This is a genomic window from Streptomyces sp. NPDC041129, from assembly GCF_055592265.1.
Window position 1 is genome coordinate 899143 of record NZ_JBVIYV010000002.1, and the last position, 22974, is coordinate 922116.

Sequence of the window (22974 nt, forward strand, 5' to 3'; positions counted from 1 at the left end):
TGAGAGTCACGTCATGAGCCGTTCCGCCCACCCCGCCGGGCCCCGTCACGCCGATGTCCTTCCCGAGGGGCACTACTCCGCCCCGCCCGCCGACCTCAACGCCCTCGACCCCAAGGTGTGGGCGCAGACCGTCGGCCGGGACGAGGACGGTGTCCTCACCGTCGGCGGGATTCCCGCGACCCGGCTCGCCGAGGAGTTCGGCACGCCCGCCTACATCCTCGACGAGGCCGACTTCCGGGCCCGGGCGCGCGCCTGGCGCACCGCGTTCGGTGCCGACGCCGACGTGTTCTACGCCGGGAAGGCGTTCCTGTCCCGTGCCGTCGTGCGGTGGCTGAACGAGGAGGGGCTCAATCTCGACGTGTGTTCCGGTGGGGAGCTGACCACCGCGCTGTCCGCCGGGATGCCCGCCGAGCGCATCGCCTTCCACGGCAACAACAAGTCCGTGGCGGAGATCGAGCGGGCGGTCGAGGCCGGGGTCGGGCGGATCGTGATCGACTCCTTCCAGGAGATCGTGCGGGTCGCGCACGTCGCGCGGTCGCTGGGCAAGCGGCAGCGGGTGCAGATCCGGATCACCGTCGGGGTCGAGGCGCACACCCACGAGTTCATCGCCACCGCCCACGAGGACCAGAAGTTCGGCATCCCGCTCGCCGGCGGTCAGGCCGCCGAGGCGGTGCGGCGGGCGCTCCAGCTCGACGGGCTCGAGGTCATCGGGATCCACAGCCACATCGGCTCGCAGATCTTCGACATGTCCGGCTTCGAGGTCGCCGCCCACCGGGTGGTCGGGCTGCTGAAGGACATCCGGGACGAGCACGGGGTCGAGCTGCCCGAGATCGACCTCGGCGGCGGGCTCGGCATCGCGTACACCAGCGCCGACGACCCGCGCGAGCCGCACGAGATCGCCAAGGCGCTGACCGAGATCGTCGGCCGGGAGTGCGAGGCCGCCCGGCTGCGTACGCCCCGCATCTCGGTCGAGCCCGGCCGTGCCATCGTCGGGCCCACGGCGTTCACGCTGTACGAGGTCGGCACCGTCAAGCCGCTCGACGGGCTGCGGACGTACGTCTCCGTGGACGGCGGGATGTCCGACAACATCCGTACCGCGCTGTACGACGCGGAGTACAGCGTCGCCCTCGTCTCGCGCGCCAGTGACGCCGAGCCCGTGCTCAGCCGTGTCGTCGGCAAGCACTGCGAGAGCGGGGACATCGTGGTCAAGGACGCGTTCCTGCCCGCCGACCTGGCGCCGGGCGACCTGCTCGCCGTACCCGCGACCGGTGCCTACTGCCGGTCCATGGCCAGCAACTACAACCACGTGCTGCGCCCGCCCGTGGTCGCGGTGCGGGACGGCGAGGCGCGGGTGATCGTGCGGCGTGAGACGGAGGAGGACCTGCTGCGTCTCGACGTCGGCTGACGGACGCTGACGCCGGCTGACGGAGGTTGTTCGTCGGCCGGTGGCCGGCTGACCGAGGCTGAACCGGCCGGTGCGGCTGACGGAGGCTTTCGGCTGGTCGCGGCTGACCGAGGCTGACACCGGCCGAGGGCGGCCGGCGACGGTGGGGCCGGGGCGCCGGAACCTCCGATTCCGCGGGCTTCGGTGAAGCGCGGGAGAAGGGCCGGAAGATCTTCGGTCTTCCCATCCCGGGAAAATGAAATAGATGTCTCACGATCCGGACGAAGGGTAGAAACTCCCGTCCGGTGAGTGAGACTGGTCCAACCGTAGACGGTGAGAGGAAACGAGGTCGGATGATGCGTACGCGTCCGCTGAAGGTGGCGCTGCTGGGCTGTGGAGTGGTCGGCTCAGAGGTGGCGCGCATCATGACGACGCACGCCGACGACCTCGCCGCCCGGATCGGGGCCCCGGTGGAACTGGCCGGCGTCGCCGTGCGCCGGCCCGGCAAGGTGCGTGAGGGCATCGACCCGGCCCTGGTCACCACCGACGCCACCGCCCTCGTCAAACGCGGCGACATCGACGTCGTCGTCGAGGTCATCGGCGGCATCGAGCCCGCGCGGAGCCTCATCACCACCGCCTTCGAGCACGGCGCGTCCGTGGTCAGCGCCAACAAGGCGCTGCTCGCCCAGGACGGGGCGGCGCTGCACGCCGCCGCCGAGGTGCACGGCCGGGACCTGTACTACGAGGCCGCCGTCGCCGGCGCCATCCCGCTGATCCGGCCGCTGCGCGAGTCTCTCGCCGGTGACAAGGTCAACCGGGTGCTCGGCATCGTCAACGGCACGACCAACTTCATCCTCGACAAGATGGACTCCACCGGCGCCGGGTACCAGGAGGCGCTGGACGAGGCCACCGCGCTCGGATACGCGGAGGCCGACCCGACCGCCGACGTCGAGGGGTTCGACGCCGCCGCCAAGGCCGCCATCCTGGCCGGTATCGCCTTCCACACGCGGGTGCGGCTCGACGACGTCTACCGCGAGGGCATGAGCGAGGTCACCGCCGCCGACTTCCGCTCGGCCGCGGAGATGGGCTGCACGATCAAGCTGCTCGCCATCTGCGAGCGGGCCGCCGACGGCGCCTCGGTGACCGCGCGGGTGCATCCCGCGATGATCCCGCTGAGCCATCCGCTCGCCTCCGTGCGCGGCGCCTACAACGCCGTCTTCGTGGAGTCCGACGCCTCCGGGCAGCTCATGTTCTACGGCCCCGGCGCCGGCGGTTCCCCGACCGCCTCCGCCGTGCTCGGCGACCTGGTCGCCGTCTGCCGCAACCGGCTCAACGGCGCAACGGGGCCCGGAGAGTCTGCGTACGCCGCCCTGCCGGTCTCGCCCATGGGCGAGGTCGTCACGCGCTACCACATCAGCCTCGACGTCGCGGACAAGCCGGGTGTACTGGCCCAGGTCGCGACCGTGTTCGCCGAGCACGGGGTGTCGATCGATACGGTTCGCCAGCAGGGCAAGGACGGCGAGGCCTCCCTCGTCGTCGTCACCCACCGCGCGTCCGACGCCTCCCTTACCGGGACCGTCGAGGCGCTGCGCAAGCTCGACACCGTGCGGGGTGTCGCCAGCATCATGCGGGTTGAAGGAGAGTAACCAGCAATGACCCACCAGTGGCGCGGAATCATCGAGGAGTACCGGGACAGGCTGCCGGTATCCGACACCACTCCGGTCGTGACGCTCCGCGAGGGCGGTACGCCCCTCGTGCCCGCGCAGGTGCTCTCCGAGCGCACGGGCTGTGAGGTCCACCTGAAGGTGGAGGGGGCCAACCCCACCGGCTCCTTCAAGGACCGCGGCATGACCATGGCCATCTCCAAGGCCAAGGAGGAGGGGGCGAAGGCGGTCATCTGCGCGTCCACCGGCAACACCTCCGCCTCGGCCGCCGCCTACGGGGTGCGGGCCGGGATGGTCTCGGCCGTGCTCGTGCCGCAGGGCAAGATCGCCCTCGGCAAGATGGGCCAGGCCCTGGTGCACGGCGCCAAGATCCTCCAGGTCGACGGCAACTTCGACGACTGCCTCACGCTCGCCCGCGCCCTGAGCGAGAACTACCCGGTGGCGCTGGTCAATTCGGTCAACCCGGTGCGTATCGAGGGGCAGAAGACGGCCGCCTTCGAGATCGTGGACATGCTCGGCGACGCCCCCGACATCCACGTCCTGCCGGTCGGCAACGCGGGCAACATCACCGCCTACTGGAAGGGCTACAAGGAGTACGCCGCCGACGGCGTCTCCGCCCGGACCCCGCGCATGTGGGGCTTCCAGGCCTCCGGCAGCGCGCCGATCGTGCGCGGCGAGGTGGTCAAGGACCCGTCGACCATCGCCACCGCGATCCGCATCGGCAACCCCGCCTCCTGGGAGTACGCCCTCGCAGCCCGCGACGAGTCCGGCGGTGCCATCGACGAGGTGACGGACCGTGAAATCCTGCGCGCCTACCGGCTGTTGGCCGCGCAGGAGGGTGTCTTCGTGGAGCCCGCCTCCGCCGCTTCGGTGGCCGGTCTGCTCAAGGCCGCCGAGCAGGGCAAGGTGGACCCGGGGCAGCGCATCGTGTGCACCGTCACCGGCAACGGTCTGAAGGACCCGGACTGGGCCGTGGCCGGCGCGCCGCAGCCGGTCACCGTCCCGGTCGACGCGGCCACCGCGGCGGAGCGCCTCGGCCTGGCCTGATCGCCCGCGGCCCGGGTGACCGGGCCGGCGGCCCCCGCTCGCGGGGGCGACCCGTGGCAGGGTGCACGGGAGGTCCACGACACGCATCGTGCGCCTCCTGTGCGCCCTATGTCGCGGCGGAACCTTCCTTCGATAGGCTGTACTGAACCCGCCTGCCGCATATGCCCCCGCGTGTGGGCACGGGCCGCGCCGTCTACGCGGTCCGACGGGTCTTCGTACGTCATCGAATGTCCATCGAAGCGATCGAGCGGCATTCGGCCCATCGGATGTCCTTCGACACTCAACGCAGCTCAAGGAGAGTCTTCGAGCGATGGCCGGTCCAGCTTTCCGCGCCGCCGCCGTACGGGTGCGCGTCCCTGCCACCAGCGCCAATCTCGGTCCGGGCTTCGACGCCCTGGGCCTCGCGCTGGGGCTGTACGACGACGTCGTCGTCCGGGTGGCCGACTCCGGTCTGCACATCGACATCGCGGGTGAGGGCAGCGAGACCCTGCCCCGTGACGAGAGCCATCTGCTCGTCCGCTCCCTGCGCACCGCCTTCGACCTGCTCGGCGGACAGCCCCGCGGTCTGGAGATCGTCTGCGCCAACCGCATCCCGCACGGCCGTGGCCTCGGCTCCTCCTCCGCCGCCATCTGCGCCGGTATCGTCGCCGCCCGCGCGGTGACCATAGGCGGCGAGGCCCGGCTCGACGACGCGGCGCTGCTCGCGCTGGCCACGGAGATCGAGGGCCATCCCGACAACGTGGCCGCCTGTCTGCTCGGCGGTTTCACCCTGTCCTGGATGGAGGCCGGCGCCGCCCGGGCCATCAGGATGGAGCCCGACGATTCCATCGTTCCGGTGGTTTTCGTGCCCGGGAAGCCGGTGCTGACCGAGACCGCGCGCGGCCTGCTGCCGCGCACCGTTCCGCACGTCGACGCCGCCGTCAACGCGGGCCGTGCCGCTCTGCTCGTCGAGGCCCTCACCAGGCGCCCCGAGCTGCTGCTGCCCGCCACCGAGGACCGTCTGCACCAGGAGTACCGCGCCCCGGCGATGCCGGAGAGCGCGGCGCTGGTGGAGCGGTTGCGGGCCGACGGGATCCCGGCCGTCATCTCCGGCGCCGGACCCACCGTCATGGCGCTGGCCGATGCCGGCAGCGCCGAGAAGGTGTCCCACCTCGCGGGTGAGGGCTGGGCCGCCAACCGGCTGGACCTCGATGTCCAGGGAGCGAGCGTGCTGCCGCTTGCGACCTGAGACACGGTTGCCGGATTTGGAGAGGGGGAATGTTTGTTGGATCCGGTAGTGTTAACCTCAAGTCTGCACCCGACCCCACCATGGCGAGGTGCTTCGTGTCCCCGTCAGGGACAGACATCCTTCCGGGAGCCTCCCACACCACTCCGTGTTCCGTGCGCCGTACCGGGGCAGTACGACGTATGCGGACATTGAGCGGGACATCGGTGGGGGTACCCCCTCTGGGGGAGCTCCGGAATCGGTGCTACCACGCCACGTGACACTGGGTGCCACGGCTGCGGAAGCGCCATCACCAGCAAATTTCTCTTCCGCCGCTTTGGCGGACCACCGCCCCGGCACGGTTCAGCGAAGACAGGACCGTAGCCGGACAGCACAACCGGTCGCCGAGCCAGACAGGCCGACGTCCGCTCCAGGGAAGGACCCTTCGTGAGCGACACCACCGATCTGATGGGCGCACGTGTCGAGGAGACCGCTGCCGCGCCCGCCACGGACGCCTCCGCGCCTGCCAGCGGTGCCGGCTCCCGGCGGCGCCGCGGTACCGGCCTCGAGGGCATGGTGCTGGCCGAGCTGCAGCAGGTCGCATCCGGCCTCGGAATCAGGGGCACGGCGCGTATGCGCAAGAGCCAGCTGATCGAGGTCATCAAGGAGGCCCAGGCCGGTGGGGGCGCCGCTCCCAAGGCGGAGGCGGCCACCGAGACCAAGCCCAAGCGCCGGGCCACCTCCAAGGCCCGTACCGGCGAGGACGCCGCCGAGAAGAAGGCGGACAAGGCGGCCGAGGCTCCCGCCGAGAAGGCCGTGGCCCAGCAGCAGATCGAGATCCCCGGCCAGCCGGCCGGTGGCGCCGCCCGCTCGGGCGAAGCCGAGCGTGGCGGAGACGAGGCCCCGGCCGAGCGCCGTCGCCGTCGTGCCACCGCCGAGGCGGGCAGCCCGGCCGCCGGCGCCGAGAGCGTCGCCGCCGAGGCGAAGGTCGAGTCCAAGGGCGAGACGCAGCAGCAGGGCGAGTCCCGTGGCGACGCCGGTGACGGCGAGGGCCGTGGCCGTCGTGACCGCCGCGAGCGCGGCCGTGACCGCGACCGCCGCGGCAAGGGCGACGACCAGCAGGGCGGCGGCCGTCAGGACCGTCAGCAGCAGGGCCAGCAGCAGGGCGGCCGGCAGGACCGCAACAGTGGCCCGCAGGACGACGACGACTTCGAGGGCGGCCGCCGTGGCCGTCGGGGCCGCTACCGCGACCGCCGTGGCCGCCGTGGCCGCGACGACATCGCCGAGCCGCAGGTCGCCGAGGACGACGTCCTGATCCCCGTCGCGGGCATCCTGGACATCCTCGACAACTACGCGTTCATCCGGACCTCCGGCTACCTGCCCGGCCCGAACGACGTGTACGTCTCCCTCGCCCAGGTCCGCAAGAACGGCCTGCGCAAGGGTGACCACATCACCGGCGCGGTCCGTCAGCCGAAGGAGGGCGAGCGCCGCGAGAAGTTCAACGCGCTGGTCCGCCTCGACTCCGTCAACGGCATGGCGCCCGAACACGGCCGTGGCCGCCCGGAGTTCAACAAGCTGACCCCGCTGTACCCGCAGGACCGCCTCCGCCTGGAGACGGACCCGGGCGTGCTGACCACCCGCATCATCGACCTCGTGTCGCCGATCGGTAAGGGCCAGCGCGGTCTGATCGTGGCCCCGCCGAAGACCGGCAAGACCATGATCATGCAGGCGATCGCCAACGCGATCACCCACAACAACCCCGAGTGCCACCTGATGGTCGTCCTCGTCGACGAGCGTCCGGAAGAGGTCACCGACATGCAGCGGTCGGTGAAGGGCGAGGTCATCTCCTCGACCTTCGACCGCCCGGCGGAGGACCACACCACGGTCGCCGAGCTGGCCATCGAGCGCGCCAAGCGCCTGGTGGAGCTGGGTCACGACGTGGTCGTGCTGCTCGACTCGATCACGCGTCTGGGCCGTGCGTACAACCTCGCCGCCCCGGCCTCCGGCCGCATCCTGTCCGGTGGTGTCGACTCGACCGCCCTGTACCCGCCGAAGCGGTTCTTCGGTGCGGCCCGCAACATCGAGGACGGCGGCTCGCTCACCATCCTCGCCACCGCCCTGGTGGACACCGGGTCCCGCATGGACGAGGTGATCTTCGAGGAGTTCAAGGGCACCGGCAACATGGAGCTCAAGCTCGACCGGAAGCTCGCCGACAAGCGCATCTTCCCGGCGGTGGACGTCGACGCGTCCGGTACCCGTAAGGAAGAGATCCTGCTCGGCAACGAGGAGCTGGCCGTCGTCTGGAAGCTGCGCCGGGTGCTGCACGCGCTCGACCAGCAGCAGGCGATCGAGCTGCTGCTGGACAAGATGAAGCAGACCAAGTCGAACGGCGAGTTCCTGATGCAGATCCAGAAGACGACGCCGACGCCCGGCAACGGCGACTAGCCGGTAGGCAGCGGGTAAGAAACGAGGGCCGCCCCCCGTCACCACGTGACGGGGGGCGGCTTTTTGGCGCTGAGAGGTAGGGGAGCGCATCATGCGCCCCACTCACCACATCTCTCCCTGGGGGGAACCGCCTTGCCCACGCCCGAGCCCGGGCGGCACAGACGCCGGATACGTCTTGCCGTCCCCCTTGCCGCGGCCGGTGTCGCCGCCGCCGTGACCGCCGCGCTGATGACGGCCTCCGCCGGCGCGGCCACCCCGCTGCCGAAGCCCGGCACCGCCCCCGCCGTCGCCCAGCCGTCCCAGACCACGCTGGAGAAGCGCATCGCGGGCGCCTCCGGCACCGAGCAGCCGGCGAAGACCAGCAGCCCCTCAGCCGTCTCCCCGAAGATCATCGGTGGCAGCGAGACCACCATCTCCTCGGCGCCCTGGATGGCCCAGCTCTGGTACTACGACGACAGGAACACCACTGACACCGGCGACGACGTCGGCTTCTTCTGCGGCGGTTCGGTCGTCTCGCCCACGAAGATCCTCACCGCCGCGCACTGCCTCAGGGAGGACAACAGGAACTACGACTGGGCGGCCCACGGCGCCGTCGTCACCGGTACCGACCAGCTGCCCACCACCGACGCCGCGGGCAACACCGACCTGCACGGCGGCCAGGCCACGGGCGTACTGCGCCAGTGGTGGCAGCCGGGGTACGACCCGGTGGACAAGGAGACGGGGAAGTACGAGAGCGACCTCGGCGTGCTCACCCTGGGCGTCCCGGTCAAGGCCACACCGATCCGCATGGTCACCTCCGGCGACACCGCGTCCTACGCGACCGGCACCAGCGCCAAGGTGTACGGCTGGGGTCGCACCAGCTCCACGAGCCAGGACATCTCGCAGACGCTGAAAACGACCGCGCTCACCCTGCACTCCGACAGCGCCTGCACCGGCGCCTACGACACGGCCTACGTCGCGGGCCGCATGGTCTGCGCGGGCACCCAGAGCGGAAGCGACACCGGTACCAGCGCGACCTGCAACGGCGACTCCGGTGGCCCGCTCGTGGTGGGCGGCCGGATCGCCGGAGTGGTCTCCTGGGGCGTCACCGACTGCGTGAAGCAGGGCTACTACAGCGTCTTCACCAAGGTCGGCGCCTACGTCGGCTCGGCCTACCCGCAGATCGACGACAGCAACCTGAGCTACAAGGACAACAAGGCCGACCTCTTCGTGCGCGCCTCGTCCACGAAGACCGGCTACGAGAAGGACTCCAAGGGCACGTCCTTCGGCTCCCGCATCTCCTGGGGCGACTGGGGCGGGGTCAACCTCGCCCTCCAGGCCGACCTGAACCGGGACGGCTACCAGGACGTCGTCTACCGGGTCAGCTCCACCGGCGACGTGTACTGGGAGCACTTCGTCCTCAACAGCGCCCGCACCAGCGGGAGCTGGACCGAGACGAAGATCTTCACCGGCTGGAAGACGCGCAAGCGGATCATCACCCCTGGCGACGTCACCGGCGACTACCTGCCCGACGTGCTCTCCGTCGATTCCAACGGCGCGCTGTGGCTGTACGCGGGCAAGGGCAACGGGACCTTCGCCGCCAAGGTGAAGGTGGGCACCGGCTGGGACCAGTACAACTCGGTGCGCGGCCACGGGGACTTCAACGGTGACGGCAGGGCCGACCTGCTCGCCCGCAAGTCGAGCAACGGCGACCTGTACCTGTACAAGGGCACCGGCAAGTCCGGCTCCGGCGCCTTCTCCACCCGGGTCAAGGTGCGCAGCGGCTGGACCGGCTACAACGCCTTCGACGCGGTCGGCGACGTGAGCGGCGACGGCAAGGCCGACTTCCTGGCCCGCACCCCCGGCGGAACCCTGTACCTGTACAAGGGCACCGGAAAGGGCACAAGCGAGATCTTTGCCACACGGGTCTCGGTCGGCACCGGCTTCCAGGCGTACGACATCTGGGGCTGAAAGCGCAGGTGAGCGCGGCCCGCCCAGGACCGCGCGGTCACGCACGGTGCCCGTCGCCGCACGCGGCGGGCACCGTGCGCTGTGCAACCCTGTGCCGAGTTTCTCCGTCTGACCGGGCGGAGCGACGATGGAGCGGTGACGACCGCGCCTGACCCTGAAAGCAGGGGGTAGCCGACCGGACGAGACCTAGGAGTGACGTGTCCGCCGAGAGCACGCCGGAGCCCGGCATAACACAGCCGGTCCCCACCGGCCCGCAGCAAAGAGGCGGGGGCCGCCGCCGCAAGGCCGCAGCACCCGGCAAGCGCCGCAAGGCCCTGCTCGCCACCGCATGGGCAGCCGCAGGCGTGGTCGTGCTGGGCGGTACCGGCCTGGGGTACGTCTACTTCAAGCTCAACGGCAACCTGAAGAGCGTCGACATCAACCAGGCCCTCGGCGACGAGCGGCCCACGAAGATCGACAACGGTTCCGAGAACATCCTGGTCCTCGGCTCGGACACGCGCTCGGGGAAGAACCGGAAGCTGGGCGGCGGCACGGACGACGGCAGCGCCCGCTCCGACACCGCGATGATCGTCCACGTGTACAAGGGACACAAGAGGGCCAGCGTGGTCTCCGTCCCGCGCGACACCCTCATCGACCGCCCCGCCTGCACCGACACCAAGGGCAACGGCTACCCGGCGGCGTCCGGCGTGATGTTCAACTCCGCCTACTCCACCGGCGGCGCCGCCTGTGCCGTGAAGACGGTCGAGTCCCTCAGCGGCATCCGCATGGACCACTACCTCGAGGTCGACTTCGCCGGCTTCCAGAAGCTCATCGACGACCTCGGCGGGGTCCCGGTCACCACGACCAAGGCCATCGCCGACCCGCAGAGCCACCTGAACCTCAAGGCCGGCACCCACACCCTCGACGGTGAGCGGTCGCTCGCCCTGGTCCGCACCCGGCACGGCGTCGGCGACGGCTCCGACCTGGGCCGCATCCAGCTCCAGCAGGCCTTCGTCAAGGCGCTGCTCGACCGGGTCGAGCACGTCGGCGTGCTCAGCAACCCCAAGAAGCTGTACGACGTCGCCGACACCGCCACCAGGACCGTCACCACCGACTCCGACCTCGGCTCGGTCAACGCCCTCGCGGACTTCGCGGGCGGCCTCAAGGGCATCGGCTCCTCCCACATGAGGATGGTCACGATGCCGGTCCAGTACGACCCGGCCGACCCCAACCGGGTCCTCCTGCAGAAGGCCAAGGCCCAGCTGATCTGGAAGGCCCTGAAGAACGACAGGCCCATTCCCGCGTCGGCCACGAAGGGCACCGCGGCGGGCGGGGCCAAGGGCGTCGTCAGCGGCTGACACCCGCACCGGGCCGTCCCCGCACCCGGACAGCCCCCGTGCCGGGCTCCGGAGAGCCGCCGGGGAACCGCCCGGGGAATATACGGCCCGGCCCCCCGGTTTTGGGGGATGGCGCCAGTCCTGGCAGACTGGTACGTCGGCTCCGGTTCACGCTCTCGCATCCCGCGGCTGCGACCCGGCGCCCTCCCGAAACCTAGGAGACACCTTGAAGCGCGACATCCACCCCGAGTACGTCGAGACGCAGGTCAGCTGCACCTGTGGCGCGTCGTTCACCACCCGCAGCACCATCGAGTCCGGCACCATCCGGGCCGAGGTCTGCTCCGAGTGCCACCCGTTCTACACGGGCAAGCAGAAGATCCTCGACACCGGTGGCCGTGTGGCCCGCTTCGAGGCCCGCTTCGGCAAGGCCGCCGGCTCCAAGAAGTAGCGAGCCCCATATCGCCGGTCCACGGTCGCGCCCTCCTGCGGGGTGTGCCCGGGACCGGCGTTTTTGGTCGCCCGCCCTTGCCCTCACCGCAGTATCAGGAGCCGAAAGATGTTCGAGGCCGTCGATGAACTCGTCGCCGAGCACGCCGACCTGGAGAAGAAGCTCGCCGACCCGTCGGTCCACGCCGACCAGGCCAACGCGCGCAAGCTGAACAAGCGCTACGCCGAGCTCACCCCGATCGTCGCCACGTACCGCTCCTGGAAGCAGAACGGCGACGACATCGAGACCGCGCGCGAATTCGCCGCGGACGACCCCGACTTCGCCGCCGAGGTCAAGGATCTGGAGAAGCAGCGCGAGGAGCTGACCGAGAAGCTGCGCCTGCTGCTCGTCCCGCGCGACCCCAGTGACGACAAGGACGTCATCCTGGAGATCAAGGCCGGCGCCGGTGGTGACGAGTCCGCGCTGTTCGCCGGCGACCTGCTGCGCATGTACCTGCGCTACGCCGAGCGGATCGGCTGGAAGACCGAGATCATCGACGCCACCGAGTCCGAGCTGGGCGGCTACAAGGACGTCCAGGTCGCGGTGAAGGCCCGCGGGCAGATCGAACCCGGTCAGGGCGTGTGGGCCCGGCTGAAGTACGAGGGCGGCGTGCACCGCGTGCAGCGCGTCCCGGCCACCGAGTCCCAGGGCCGTATCCACACCTCCGCCGCCGGTGTCCTCGTGACCCCCGAGGCCGAGGAGGTCGACGTCGAGATCAACCCGAACGACCTGCGGATCGACGTCTACCGGTCCTCCGGGCCCGGCGGCCAGTCGGTCAACACCACCGACTCCGCGGTGCGCATCACGCACCTGCCGACCGGAGTCGTCGCCTCCTGCCAGAACGAGAAGAGCCAGCTGCAGAACAAGGAGCAGGCGCTGCGTATCCTGCGCTCCAGGCTGCTCGCGGCGGCGCAGGAGGAGGCGGAACGGGAAGCGGCCGACGCCCGCCGCAGCCAGGTCCGCACCGTCGACCGCTCCGAGAAGATCCGCACCTACAACTTCCCGGAGAACCGCATCTCGGACCACCGCGTCGGCTTCAAGGCGTACAACCTGGACCAGGTCCTGGACGGCGACCTCGCCGCGCTGATCCAGGCCTGCGTCGACGCCGACTCGGCGGCGAAGCTGGCGGCCGCGTAAGAGGCGCGTACGAGTTACACGGAGGACTTGCGTGCAGTCACCATCGGGGGGGCGCCCCCCAAGCCCCCGCAGTCTGCTGCTCGCCGAGGTGGCCCAGGCCACCCAGCGGCTGGCCGACGCAGGCGTGCCCTCGCCGCGCACCGACGCGGAGGAGCTCGCCGCGTTCGTGCACGGCGTGAAGCGGGGCCAGCTGCACTCCGTCAAGGACTCCGACTTCGACGCCCGGTACTGGGAGGTCATCGCCCGGCGTGAGCAGCGCGAGCCGCTGCAGCACATCACCGGGCGGGCCTACTTCCGGTACCTGGAGCTCCAGGTGGGGCCGGGTGTGTTCGTGCCCCGGCCGGAGACCGAGTCCGTGGTGGGCTGGGCGATAGACGCCGTGCGCGCCATGGACGTGGTCGAGCCCTGCATCGTCGACCTGTGCACCGGCTCCGGCGCCATCGCGCTCGCGCTCGCCCAGGAGGTGCCGCGCTCGCGGGTGCACGCCGTGGAGCTGAGCGAGGAAGCGCTCCAGTGGACCCGCAAGAACGTCGAGGGGTCCAGGGTCGACCTGCGCCAGGGCGACGCCCTGACCGCCTTCCCGGACCTCGACGGCCAGGTCGACCTGGTCATCTCCAACCCTCCGTACATCCCGCTCACCGAGTGGGAGTACGTCGCGCCCGAGGCCCGTGACTACGACCCGGAGATGGCGTTGTTCTCCGGCGAGGACGGCCTCGACCTCATCCGCGGCATCGAGCGCACCGCGCACCGGCTGCTGCGGCCCGGCGGGGTCGTCGTCATCGAGCACGCTGACACCCAGGGCGGCCAGGTGCCCTGGATCTTCACCGAGGAGCGCGGCTGGGCCGACGCGGCCGACCACCCGGACCTCAACAACCGCCCCCGGTTCGCGACCGCCCGCAAGGCGCTGCCGTGAGCACCCCGACGACTTCCAGCCCGCAGTACCCGCATGAGGAGGCTCGCTAGACATGGCACGGCGATACGACACCAACGACGCGACCGACCGTGTGACGGGTCTGCGCGAGGCCGCGTCCGCCGTCCGCCGGGGCGAGCTGGTGGTGCTGCCGACCGACACGGTCTACGGCATCGGCGCCGACGCGTTCTCCGCGGAGGCGGTCGCCGACGTGCTGGCCGCCAAGGGCCGGGGCCGCAACATGCCCACCCCCGTCCTGATCGGCTCCCCGAACACCCTGCACGGCCTCGTCACGGACTTCTCCGAGCTGGCCTGGGAACTGGTCGACGCCTTCTGGCCGGGCGCCCTCACGCTCGTCGCCCGGCACCAGCCGTCCCTGCAGTGGGACCTGGGCGACACCCGGGGCACGGTGGCCGTGCGCATGCCGCTGCACCCGGTCGCCATCGAGCTGCTCACCGAGGTCGGCCCGATGGCCGTGACCTCGGCCAACCTCACCGGTCACCCGGCGCCCGAGGACTGCGACGCCGCCCAGCGGATGCTCGGCGACTCCGTCTCCGTCTACCTCGACGGCGGCCCGACGCCCGGCAACGTGCCGTCGTCCATCGTGGACGTCACGGGCGAGGTGCCGGTCCTGCTGCGGGAGGGCGCGCTCTCCCCGGAGGAGCTGCGGAAGGTCGTACCCGACCTCGAGGTGGCGAATTGACGGCCCCTGACGCGGGGCGTGGCATAGGAAGGGAGAGCGCCGCGGAGATCACGACGACGTTCGTCGGGCTTCCGCATGACTGCTTCCGCATCCTCCACGTCAGCACCGGCAACGTGTGCCGCTCACCGATCACCGAGCGGCTGACCCGTCATTTCGTGACGGAGCGGCTCGGTGTGCTCGGTGGCGGGCTGATCGTGGAGAGCGCCGGCACCTGGGGCCACGAGGGCGCGCCGATGGAGGCCAACGCGGAGACCGTGCTGGCCGAGTTCGGCGCCGACGCCTCCGGGTTCACCGGCCGGGAACTGCTGGACGAGCACGTCATCATGGCCGACCTCGTTCTCACGGCCACCCGCGACCACCGCGCCCAGGTCATCTCCATGGGCCACTCGGCGGGCCTGCGCACCTTCACGCTGAAGGAGTTCACCCGCCTGGTGCGCGCCATAGACCCCGCCACGCTGCCTCCGCTGGAGGACGGCGTGGTGGTGCGTGCGCGCGCCCTGGTGCGCGCTGCGGCCGCGCTGCGCGGCTGGCTGCTGGCGCCGACCGCGGAGGCGGACGAGGTGTACGACCCGTACGGGGCGCCGTTGACCTTCTTCCGCTCGATCGGCGACGAGATACACGAGGCCCTCGATCCCGTGGTGACCGCTCTGACCGGGGTCCCCGCCCGCGCGTGACGCGGGCGGGCGCCGTCCGTCTGCCGGGCGTACGACGCCGACATCGGGTGGGGAAACCCGCGCGTACCGGACATCTCGGGCCTACATTGGACTCACGTCACCGTCGACCGCCCGGAGCCCGCCATGTCGGTCACCCGCACCCTCGAGACCGATGTCCTGCGGGAACAGGATCCCGAGCTCGCCGACATCCTGTTCGCGGAGGCGGACCGGCAGTCGACGACGCTCCAGCTCATCGCCGCCGAGAACTTCACCTCCCCGGCAGTGCTGGCCGCCCTCGGCTCGCCGCTCGCCAACAAGTACGCCGAGGGCTATCCCGGCGCCCGGCACCACGGCGGCTGCGAGATCGTCGACGTCGCCGAACGCCTGGCCGTCGAGCGGGCCATGGCGCTGTTCGGCGCCGAGCACGCCAATGTGCAGTCCCACTCGGGCTCCTCGGCCGTCCTGGCCGCCTACGCCGCCCTGCTGCGCCCCGGCGACACCGTCCTCGCCCTGGGGCTGCCCCACGGCGGCCATCTCACCCACGGCTCGCCCGCGAACTTCTCCGGCCGCTGGTTCGACTTCGTCGGCTACGGCGTTGACGCCGAGACCGGGCTCGTCGACCGCGACCAGGTCCGGCACCTGGCCCGCAACCACCGGCCCAAGGCCATCGTCTGCGGCTCCATCGCCTATCCCCGCCACCTCGACCACGCCTTCTTCCGGGACGTCGCCGACGAGGTCGGGGCGTATCTGATCGCCGACGCCGCGCACCCCATCGGTCTGGTCGCCGGGGGAGCGGCGCCCAGCCCGGTGCCGTACGCCGACATCGTGTGCGCCACCACGCACAAGGTGCTGCGCGGCCCGCGCGGCGGGATGATCCTGTGCGGGGCGGAGCTGGCGGAGCGGGTGGACCGGGCCGTGTTCCCCTTCACCCAGGGCGGCGCGCAGATGCACTCCATCGCCGCCAAGGCCGTCGCCTTCGGCGAGGCGGCGACCCCGGCCTTCAGCGACTACGCCCACCAGGTGGTCGCCAACGCGCGGGTGCTCGCCGGCCATCTGACCGCCGAGGGGCTGGGCGTGATCACCGGCGGCACCGACACCCACATGATCATCGTCGATCCGGCCCCGCTCGGTGTCGACGGACGCGCCGCGCGCGGGCGGCTCGCGGCCGCCGGCATCGTGCTGGACTGCTGTGTCCTTCCCCACGGCGACGGCCGCGGGCTGCGCCTGGGCACGGCCGCGGTGACGACGCAGGGCATGGGGGAGCCGGAGATGGTCCGGATCGCCGCGCTCATGGGCGCCGCGCTGCGGGGCGAGGGGGAACCGGCCGCCGCGCGGGCCGAGGTGCGTGAGCTGACCGGCGGTTTCCCACCGTATCCGGGGTGAACCGGGGCAGGCGGAGAGGGCGTGCATCCGGACGCGCGCGGTGGCACACAGCCACCCGTGCAACCATCGTCGCTACCCGGAAGTCCTCATCCATAAGCGTCCGTCGCTAGGGTGTGGGGCTGTGATGGCCAGCGAGACCTGTGGGGAAGCCCGTGCGTGAATACCTGCTGACGCTCTGCATCACGGCCGCGGTGACGTACCTGCTGACAGGGCCGGTACGGAAGTTCGCGATCGTGGCGGGGGCGATGCCGGAGATCCGGGCACGTGACGTGCACCGGGAACCCACTCCGCGGCTCGGCGGGATCGCGATGTTCTTCGGACTGTGCGCGGGCCTGCTGGTGGCGGACCACCTGACCAACCTCAACGAGGTCTTCGCCAAGTCCAACGAGCCGCGGGCGTTGCTCTCCGGGGCCGCGCTGATCTGGCTGATCGGCGTCCTGGACGACAAGTTCGAGATCGACGCGCTGATCAAGCTCGGCGGCCAGATGATCGCCGCCGGCGTCATGGTCATGCAGGGTCTGACGATCCTGTGGCTGCCCGTCCCGGGCATCGGCAACGTGGCGCTGACCCAGTGGCAGGGCACCCTGCTCACGGTGGCGCTGGTCGTCATCACGATCAACGCGGTGAACTTCGTGGACGGCCTCGACGGCCTGGCCTCCGGCATGGTCTGCATCGCGGCGGCCGCGTTCTTCCTGTACGCCTACCGGATCTGGTACTCGTACGGCATCGAGGCCGCCGCTCCGGCGACGCTGTTCTCGGCCATCCTGATGGGCATGTGCCTGGGCTTCCTGCCGCACAACATGCATCCGGCGCGGATCTTCATGGGCGACTCCGGCTCGATGCTGATCGGGCTGGTGCTGGCCGCCGGCGCGATCTCCATCACCGGTCAGGTGGACCCGGACGCGCTGGCCCTGTTCACGGGTTCGGAGAAGGCGGCGGTACACCAGACGGTGCCCGTCTACATCCCGCTGCTGCTGCCCCTGACGATCATCGCCGTGCCCGCCGCGGACCTGGTGCTGGCCATCGTCCGCCGCACCTGGCGCGGACAGTCGCCGTTCGCCGCGGACCGCGGCCATCTGCACCACCGCCTGCTGGAGATCGGCCACTCGCACAGCAGGGCGGTGCTGATCATGTACTTCTGGTCGGCGCTGATCGGCTTCGGCGCGCTCGCCTACTCGGTCAACTCGGCGTCGATGTGGATCGTGCTCGGTGTGGTCTTCCTGAGCGCCATCGGCCTGATCCTGCTCCTGCTGCCCCGCTTCACGCCCCGGGTCCCCGCCTGGGCCCAGCACTTCGTGCCGCCGCGGTACCGGCGCACGGCCGAGGAGCCGGCGCTGTCCGCGGAGGCAGCGGTGCAGGAGCCGTCGGCGGCCGAGGAGCGGACCCCCGTCGCAGCCGGTACGACAGGGGTCAACGGGGCGACGGCCATCGGCCCTCGTTCGCGTATCGGCAAGGCCACAAGGTAAGAATCTGACTAGAGCATTGCCATCTCGTGGGGGAGCAAAGCCCCCCAATACCAGACAAACAGGCCTGATTTTTGCACAGACGCGCACTGTCACTCTCATGTGTGACAGCAAGCACACCCCCCAGGTAAAGACCTCATCAAATAGTTTGTGATACGGTTCACGAGAACCCGGGATAGAACCGAAGGACCGTAGTGCGACGGTCCACCGGTGTGAGGTCTCGACTACTCGGCCCGGGACTACGCTCGTCCATGACGACACCTGCCCCCTGTGAAAGCGGAGTTGCCGCCATGCCGTCCAAAGACGCCCGGAACCTACTGCAGATCGCTGTGCCCGCAGCGGCCGCCGGCGTGATCGCCGTCGCCGTGAGCGCCGCGGTCGCGGGGGGCAAGGGTGCGCTCGGCGCGGCTGTCGGCACGGTGCTGGCCATCCTGTTCATGGGGATCGGCCTCTACGTGCTGCAGTGGACGGCAAAAACGCTCCCGCAGCTGTTCCAGGCCATGGGGCTGATGCTCTACATGGCTCAGCTGCTGCTCCTCCTGATCTTCGTCGCCGTCTTCAAGGGCACCTCTCTCTTCAACGCCAAGGCGTTCGCCGTGTCGCTCGTCGTCACGACCGTCGTGTGGATGGCCGCGCAGGCGCGCGCCCACATGAAGGCCAAGATCTTCTACGTCGATCCCGACTCCGCGAAGAGTGAGAAGCACGAGAAGACGGGGCCGCCGTCGTGAGGGGTAGGGGCGGGATAAAGGCCAGTGACATCTCCTGCTATCGTCCGGTGCCAACTGCGGCATCGCGGGCGCGGGCATCCGAGCTGACGCCTGCTCAATCGCGAGGCTTGATGCCCCCCAGCCGCCCCCACATCCGTAACACCAGTCCGGTGCCGATCAGCGGCCCTGTGCCGCGCCGACACAACGAGGTTGCCGTACCCATGCGTCACGCCGAAGGAGCCCGCGGTGAGTGCTGACCAGACCCAGCTCGCCTTTGACTGGAGTTGTCGGATCATGTCCGACAACGGGTGTGGCTTCCCGGCTCCGGGCCTGCACTCGTTCCTGTTCAAGCCGATGGCCACGGTCGGCGGCTTCGAATTCAACAAGGTGATGCTGCTCGCGCTCGTCACCACGGTCGTCGTCATCGCCTTCTTCTGGGCCGCCTTCGGCAACGCCAAGGTCATCCCGGGCAAGCTGCAGATGATCGGCGAGGCCGGCTACGACTTCGTGCGCCGAGGCATCGTCTACGAGACGCTCGGCAAGCGCGAGGGCGAGAAGTGGGTGCCGCTCATGGTCTCCCTCTTCTTCTTCGTCTGGCTGATGAACATCTGGTCCGTGATTCCGCTGGCCCAGTTCCCGGTCTCGTCGGTCTTCGCCTTCCCCGTGGTGCTCGCCCTGCTCGTCTGGGTCCTCTGGGTCGGGCTGACCTTCAAGCGTCACGGTTTCGTCGGCTTCTTCAAGAACGTCACGGGCTACGACAAGTCGCTCGGCGCCGTGCTGCCGCTCGTCATGGTCATCGAGTTCTTCTCGAACCTGCTCGTCCGCCCGTTCACGCACGCGGTGCGACTCTTCGCCAACATGTTCGCCGGTCACCTGATGCTGGTGATGTTCACCGTCGCCTCCTGGTACCTGCTGAACAGCTGGATGATCCCGGCCGCCGGCATCTCGTTCGTGATGACCATGGTCATGATCTGCTTCGAGCTTTTCGTGCAGGCCGTCCAGGCGTACGTCTTCGTACTGCTGGCCTGCTCCTACATTCAGGGCGCTCTCGCCGAGCACCACTGAGCCTCAACACACCCCCAGTCGTCCGGTGGCCAATCCCCACCGGTCCGTAAAGAGAAGGAAGATTCAGCATGGCTGCCACTGAGACCCTCGCCGCTGTCTCCGGTTCCCTCGGTTCCGTCGGTTACGGCCTCTCGGCCATCGGCCCCGGCATCGGCGTCGGCATCATCTTCGGTAACGGCACCCAGGCCCTCGCTCGTCAGCCCGAGGCGGCCGGCCTGATCCGTGCCAACCAGATCCTGGGCTTCGCCTTCTGTGAGGCGCTCGCCCTCATCGGCATCGTTATGCCGTTCGTGTTCGGTAAGTAATTACCTCTTACCCGACACGAAACGACGAAAGGCACTGATGTGATCGCCAACCTGGCACAGCTGGCGGCCGAGGAGACCGAGCAGAACCCGCTCATCCCGGCCGGCCCCGAGCTGCTCGTCGGCACCATCGCCTTCGCCATCGTGTTCTTCTTCTTCTGGAAGAAGCTGCTTCCGAACATCAACAAGGTTCTGGAGGAGCGTCGCGCGGCGATCGAAGGCGGCATCGAAGAGGCCGACGCCATGAAGGTCGAGGCCCAGAGCGTCCTTGAGCAGTACAAGGCTCAGCTCGCCGAGGCCCGGCACGAGGCCGCGCGTCTGCGCCAGGAGGCGCAGGAGCAGGGTGCCACGCTCATCGCCGAGATGCGGGCCGAGGGCCAGCGGCAGCGCGAGGAGATCGTCGCCGCCGGTCACTCCCAGATCGAGGCCGACCGCAAGGCCGCCGCGGGCGCGCTCCGCCAGGACGTCGGCAAGCTCGCCACCGACCTGGCCGGCAAGCTCGTCGGTGAGTCCCTCGAGGACCACGCCCGGCAGAGCCGTGTGATCGACCGCTTCCTCGACGAGCTCGAGGAGAAGGCCGAGGCCACGCGATGAACGGAGCGAGCCGCGAGGCCCTCGCAGCCGCACGTGAGCGTCTCGACGCGCTGACGGACTCCACGTCCGTGGACGCGACGAAGCTCGCGGACGAGCTGGCGGCCGTCACCGCGCTGCTCGACCGCGAGCCCAGCCTGCGTCGGGTCTTCACCGACCCGGCGCAGCCCGGTGAGGCCAAGGCCGAGCTGGTCCAGCGCCTGATCGGCGGTCAGGTCGGCACGACCACCGTCGACCTGGTGTCCGGCATGGTCCGTTCCCGCTGGTCGCAGTCGCGCGACCTGGTGGACGCCCTGGAGGAGCTGGCGAACGTCGCCGACCTCACCTCGGCGCAGAAGACGGGCACGCTCGACGACGTCGAGGACGAGCTGTTCCGGTTCGGCCGGATCGTCTCCTCGAACACCGAGCTGCGTGCCGCGCTCACCGACCGCTCGGCGAGCGTCTCGGCCAAGGCCGAGCTGCTGCGCCGGCTCCTCGGCGGCCGGGCCAAGCCCGCCACCGAGCGTCTGGTCGCGCGCCTGGTGTCCGCGCCCCGTGGACGTAGCCTGGAAGCGGGACTGGAGTCCCTGTCCAAGCTCGCCGCCGAGCGCCGGGACCGCATGGTCGCCGTCGTCACGTCGGCGGTGCCGCTTAGCGACGGGCAGAAGCAGCGCCTCGGCGCCGCCCTGACCAAGCTCTACGGCCGCCGGATGCACCTCAACCTGGACGTCGACCCCGAGGTCGTCGGCGGGGTCCGGGTGCAGGTCGGTGACGAGGTCATCAACGGCTCCATCGCGGACCGGCTGGAGGACGCGGCCCGCCGCATGGCGAGCTAGCGACACCTCGGCAATCGAGAAAACGCAAGACGTGCTTACGGCCCTGGTTGGGCCGTGCAGAGGATTCACCTCATTCAGGGGGGAGTCCCCATCCCCCCAAAGTGAAACTTCGGGCCCAACAAGGAGAGCAGGGAACCCAGATGGCGGAGCTCACGATCCGGCCGGAGGAGATCCGGGACGCGCTGGAGAACTTCGTCCAGTCGTACAAGCCGGACGCGGCCTCGCGCGAGGAGGTCGGTACGGTCACCGTCGCCGGCGACGGTATCGCCAAGATCGAGGGCCTGCCCTCGGCCATGGCGAACGAGCTGCTGAAGTTCGAGGACGGCTCCCTCGGTCTCGCGCTGAACCTGGAAGAGCGCGAGATCGGTGCCGTCGTACTCGGTGAGTTCAGCGGTATCGAGGAGGGGCAGCCGGTGCACCGCACCGGTGAGGTCCTCTCCGTCGCGGTCGGCGAGGGCTACCTCGGCCGCGTAGTCGACCCGCTCGGCAACCCGATCGACGGCCTCGGCGAGATCGAGACGTCCGGCCGCCGCGCCCTCGAGCTGCAGGCCCCCACGGTCATGCAGCGCAAGTCGGTGCACGAGCCGATGGAGACCGGCTACAAGGCCGTCGACGCCATGACCCCGATCGGCCGTGGTCAGCGTCAGCTGATCATCGGTGACCGCCAGACCGGCAAGACCGCCCTGGCCGTCGACACGATCATCAACCAGCGCGACAACTGGCGCTCGGGCGACCCGAAGAAGCAGGTCCGCTGCATCTACGTCGCCATCGGCCAGAAGGGCTCCACCATCGCCGGCGTGCGCCGTGCGCTGGAGGAGAACGGCGCCCTGGAGTACACGACCATCGTCGCCGCCCCGGCGTCCGACCCGGCCGGCTTCAAGTACCTGGCGCCGTACACCGGTTCGGCCATCGGTCAGCAGTGGATGTACGAGGGCAAGCACGTCCTGATCATCTTCGACGACCTGTCGAAGCAGGCCGACGCCTACCGCGCCGTGTCGCTGCTGCTGCGCCGCCCGCCGGGCCGTGAGGCCTACCCGGGTGACGTCTTCTACCTGCACTCCCGTCTGCTGGAGCGCTGCGCCAAGCTCTCGGACGAGATGGGCGCCGGCTCGATGACCGGTCTCCCGATCGTCGAGACCAAGGCCAACGACGTGTCGGCGTTCATCCCGACCAACGTCATCTCCATCACCGACGGCCAGTGCTTCCTGGAGTCGGACCTGTTCAACGCCGGTCAGCGCCCCGCGCTGAACGTCGGTATCTCCGTCTCCCGAGTCGGTGGTTCCGCGCAGCACAAGGCGATGCGCCAGGTTTCCGGCCGCCTCCGTGTGGACCTCGCCCAGTTCCGTGAGCTCGAGGCGTTCGCCGCCTTCGGTTCCGACCTGGACGCGGCCTCGAAGGCCCAGCTGGAGCGCGGTCAGCGCATGGTCGAGCTGCTGAAGCAGGACCAGTACCAGCCGATGTCGACCGAGGACCAGGTCGTCTCCGTCTGGGCCGGCACCAACGGCCGTATGGACGAGGTTCCGGTCGCCGACATCCGCCGCTTCGAGCGCGAGCTGCTGGACTACCTGCACCGCAAGGAGCAGGGCCTGATGACCTCCATCCGTGAGGGCGCCAAGATGTCGAACGACACGATCCAGGCGATCGACGACGCCGTCGCGGAGTTCAAGAAGCAGTTCGAGACCTCGGACGGCAAGCTGCTCGGCGAGGACACTCCTGCCGCTGCCGCCAAGTGACGTAAGGAAGGGACC

General features: G+C 70.0%; 20 protein-coding genes. All 20 read left to right on the forward strand.

Annotated elements, in window-relative coordinates:
- Window positions 1-13 precede the first annotated feature (13 nt).
- The 20 genes from lysA (at window position 14) to atpA (ending at window position 22959) form a co-directional block, all read left to right on the forward strand.
- Window positions 14-1405, forward strand: coding sequence for a diaminopimelate decarboxylase (lysA, locus tag ACZ6B1_RS12325; RefSeq protein ID WP_468777309.1), 1392 nt, complete (start codon window positions 14-16; stop codon window positions 1403-1405).
- 332 nt (window positions 1406-1737) lie between these two features.
- Window positions 1738-3030 carry a homoserine dehydrogenase gene (locus tag ACZ6B1_RS12330; RefSeq protein ID WP_468777311.1) on the forward strand — a complete coding sequence of 431 codons (1293 nt, stop codon included), beginning with the start codon at window positions 1738-1740 and terminating at the stop codon, window positions 3028-3030.
- A gap of 6 nt (window positions 3031-3036) precedes the next feature.
- Window positions 3037-4095: a threonine synthase gene (gene thrC / locus ACZ6B1_RS12335; protein ID WP_468777313.1), complete on the forward strand. Its 1059-nt coding sequence runs from the start codon at window positions 3037-3039 to the stop codon at window positions 4093-4095.
- Window positions 4096-4405: 310 nt separating this feature from the next.
- Window positions 4406-5323 (forward strand): homoserine kinase, encoded by a 918-nt coding sequence (gene thrB, locus ACZ6B1_RS12340; RefSeq protein ID WP_468777315.1) that lies wholly within the window; start codon window positions 4406-4408, stop codon window positions 5321-5323.
- A 423-nt stretch (window positions 5324-5746) separates the two neighbouring features.
- Window positions 5747-7744, forward strand: a complete 1998-nt coding sequence (rho, locus tag ACZ6B1_RS12345; protein WP_468777318.1) for a transcription termination factor Rho — start codon at window positions 5747-5749, stop codon at window positions 7742-7744.
- Window positions 7745-7972: 228 nt separating this feature from the next.
- Window positions 7973-9694, forward strand: coding sequence for a trypsin-like serine protease (locus ACZ6B1_RS12350; protein ID WP_468777524.1), 1722 nt, complete (start codon window positions 7973-7975; stop codon window positions 9692-9694).
- Window positions 9695-9891: 197 nt separating this feature from the next.
- Window positions 9892-11031, forward strand: coding sequence for an LCP family protein (locus ACZ6B1_RS12355; protein WP_468777320.1), 1140 nt, complete (start codon window positions 9892-9894; stop codon window positions 11029-11031).
- Window positions 11032-11236: 205 nt separating this feature from the next.
- On the forward strand, window positions 11237-11458 hold the full coding sequence (gene rpmE, locus ACZ6B1_RS12360) for a 50S ribosomal protein L31 (RefSeq protein ID WP_015657814.1): 222 nt from the start codon (window positions 11237-11239) through the stop codon (window positions 11456-11458).
- A gap of 108 nt (window positions 11459-11566) precedes the next feature.
- Window positions 11567-12634, forward strand: a complete 1068-nt coding sequence (gene prfA / locus ACZ6B1_RS12365; protein ID WP_468777322.1) for a peptide chain release factor 1 — start codon at window positions 11567-11569, stop codon at window positions 12632-12634.
- A gap of 73 nt (window positions 12635-12707) precedes the next feature.
- A complete protein-coding gene (prmC, locus tag ACZ6B1_RS12370) occupies window positions 12708-13547 on the forward strand; it encodes a peptide chain release factor N(5)-glutamine methyltransferase (RefSeq protein WP_468777526.1) in 840 nt (279 codons plus the stop codon).
- Window positions 13548-13599: 52 nt separating this feature from the next.
- On the forward strand, window positions 13600-14247 hold the full coding sequence (locus ACZ6B1_RS12375; RefSeq protein ID WP_250400766.1) for an L-threonylcarbamoyladenylate synthase: 648 nt from the start codon (window positions 13600-13602) through the stop codon (window positions 14245-14247).
- Window positions 14244-14921, forward strand: a complete 678-nt coding sequence (locus tag ACZ6B1_RS12380; protein ID WP_468777328.1) for an arsenate reductase/protein-tyrosine-phosphatase family protein — start codon at window positions 14244-14246, stop codon at window positions 14919-14921. The genes ACZ6B1_RS12375 and ACZ6B1_RS12380 overlap by 4 nt, the downstream gene beginning before the upstream one ends.
- Window positions 14922-15044: 123 nt before the next feature.
- Window positions 15045-16283 carry a serine hydroxymethyltransferase gene (locus ACZ6B1_RS12385; protein ID WP_468777330.1) on the forward strand — a complete coding sequence of 413 codons (1239 nt, stop codon included), beginning with the start codon at window positions 15045-15047 and terminating at the stop codon, window positions 16281-16283.
- A 152-nt stretch (window positions 16284-16435) separates the two neighbouring features.
- A complete protein-coding gene (locus ACZ6B1_RS12390) occupies window positions 16436-17749 on the forward strand; it encodes an MraY family glycosyltransferase (RefSeq protein WP_468777332.1) in 1314 nt (437 codons plus the stop codon).
- 287 nt (window positions 17750-18036) lie between these two features.
- On the forward strand, window positions 18037-18474 hold the full coding sequence (locus tag ACZ6B1_RS12395) for a hypothetical protein (RefSeq protein WP_468777334.1): 438 nt from the start codon (window positions 18037-18039) through the stop codon (window positions 18472-18474).
- 273 nt (window positions 18475-18747) lie between these two features.
- Complete coding sequence (atpB, locus tag ACZ6B1_RS12400; protein WP_468777527.1) at window positions 18748-19518, forward strand: F0F1 ATP synthase subunit A; 771 nt, start codon at window positions 18748-18750, stop codon at window positions 19516-19518.
- Between the two features lie 68 nt (window positions 19519-19586).
- A complete protein-coding gene (locus ACZ6B1_RS12405; protein WP_199212019.1) occupies window positions 19587-19823 on the forward strand; it encodes an ATP synthase subunit c family protein in 237 nt (78 codons plus the stop codon).
- Between the two features lie 39 nt (window positions 19824-19862).
- On the forward strand, window positions 19863-20414 hold the full coding sequence (locus tag ACZ6B1_RS12410; RefSeq protein ID WP_468777336.1) for a F0F1 ATP synthase subunit B: 552 nt from the start codon (window positions 19863-19865) through the stop codon (window positions 20412-20414).
- Window positions 20411-21226, forward strand: a complete 816-nt coding sequence (locus ACZ6B1_RS12415; RefSeq protein WP_468777337.1) for a F0F1 ATP synthase subunit delta — start codon at window positions 20411-20413, stop codon at window positions 21224-21226. Before ACZ6B1_RS12410 ends, ACZ6B1_RS12415 begins: the two co-directional genes overlap by 4 nt.
- A gap of 140 nt (window positions 21227-21366) precedes the next feature.
- Window positions 21367-22959, forward strand: coding sequence for a F0F1 ATP synthase subunit alpha (gene atpA, locus ACZ6B1_RS12420; protein ID WP_468777339.1), 1593 nt, complete (start codon window positions 21367-21369; stop codon window positions 22957-22959).
- Window positions 22960-22974: the final 15 nt, after the last annotated feature.

What these genes read in the sequence shown, in the direction of transcription:
- ACZ6B1_RS12350 (WP_468777524.1), top strand. Translation starts at nt 7,973, where the DNA reads ATGACGGCCTCCGCCGGCGCGGCCACCCCGCTGCCGAAGCCCGGCACC.
- thrC (WP_468777313.1), top strand. Translation starts at nt 3,037, where the DNA reads ATGACCCACCAGTGGCGCGGAATCATCGAGGAGTACCGGGACAGGCTG.
- ACZ6B1_RS12330 (WP_468777311.1), top strand. Translation starts at nt 1,738, where the DNA reads ATGATGCGTACGCGTCCGCTGAAGGTGGCGCTGCTGGGCTGTGGAGTG.
- ACZ6B1_RS12405 (WP_199212019.1), top strand. Translation starts at nt 19,587, where the DNA reads ATGGCTGCCACTGAGACCCTCGCCGCTGTCTCCGGTTCCCTCGGTTCC.
- ACZ6B1_RS12385 (WP_468777330.1), top strand. Translation starts at nt 15,045, where the DNA reads ATGTCGGTCACCCGCACCCTCGAGACCGATGTCCTGCGGGAACAGGAT.
- ACZ6B1_RS12375 (WP_250400766.1), top strand. Translation starts at nt 13,600, where the DNA reads ATGGCACGGCGATACGACACCAACGACGCGACCGACCGTGTGACGGGT.
- ACZ6B1_RS12415 (WP_468777337.1), top strand. Translation starts at nt 20,411, where the DNA reads ATGAACGGAGCGAGCCGCGAGGCCCTCGCAGCCGCACGTGAGCGTCTC.
- atpB (WP_468777527.1), top strand. Translation starts at nt 18,748, where the DNA reads ATGTCCGACAACGGGTGTGGCTTCCCGGCTCCGGGCCTGCACTCGTTC.
- ACZ6B1_RS12395 (WP_468777334.1), top strand. Translation starts at nt 18,037, where the DNA reads ATGCCGTCCAAAGACGCCCGGAACCTACTGCAGATCGCTGTGCCCGCA.
- prfA (WP_468777322.1), top strand. Translation starts at nt 11,567, where the DNA reads ATGTTCGAGGCCGTCGATGAACTCGTCGCCGAGCACGCCGACCTGGAG.
- thrB (WP_468777315.1), top strand. Translation starts at nt 4,406, where the DNA reads ATGGCCGGTCCAGCTTTCCGCGCCGCCGCCGTACGGGTGCGCGTCCCT.
- atpA (WP_468777339.1), top strand. Translation starts at nt 21,367, where the DNA reads ATGGCGGAGCTCACGATCCGGCCGGAGGAGATCCGGGACGCGCTGGAG.
- lysA (WP_468777309.1), top strand. Translation starts at nt 14, where the DNA reads ATGAGCCGTTCCGCCCACCCCGCCGGGCCCCGTCACGCCGATGTCCTT.